At 42.9% G+C, this 315-nt stretch carries 1 protein-coding gene; it reads right to left on the reverse strand.

What is annotated here, in order from left to right; translation table 11 throughout:
• Positions 1 to 315, reverse strand: a 315-nt coding sequence (locus tag RCF13_RS23390) for a peptidoglycan-binding domain-containing protein (protein WP_308141574.1), incomplete at both ends; no start/stop codon positions are given.

The following is a 315-nucleotide window of genomic DNA, read 5'->3' on the forward strand; positions in this document are numbered from 1 at the left end:
ATTCGCCATAGTTCCACAATGCATTCTCATCTTTGAAAAGGTTCACTGCAGCTTCAGTACTTTTACCGAACCTTCCATCTTCAACAAGTCGCCTTCCATATTGATCCCTGTATCCTAATGCATTTAATCGCTCTTGCATTAAAACAACTTCTGGGTTATAGGCACCTGCTGGGTCACGGACGAGCATTCTTTTCACTTGCTCGGCAGCTGCATCTGGTTGTTTTGCACTACTACCGTAATTTATACTACCATTTATTCTATCTATTACGCTACCAATGGTATTTCCAACGACACTTCCTGCTACACCGCCCAGTA

Origin of the sequence: Stenotrophomonas maltophilia group sp. RNC7 (genome assembly GCF_030910085.1) — a bacterium.
GTDB classification, from domain to species: domain Bacteria; phylum Pseudomonadota; class Gammaproteobacteria; order Xanthomonadales; family Xanthomonadaceae; genus Stenotrophomonas; species Stenotrophomonas sepilia.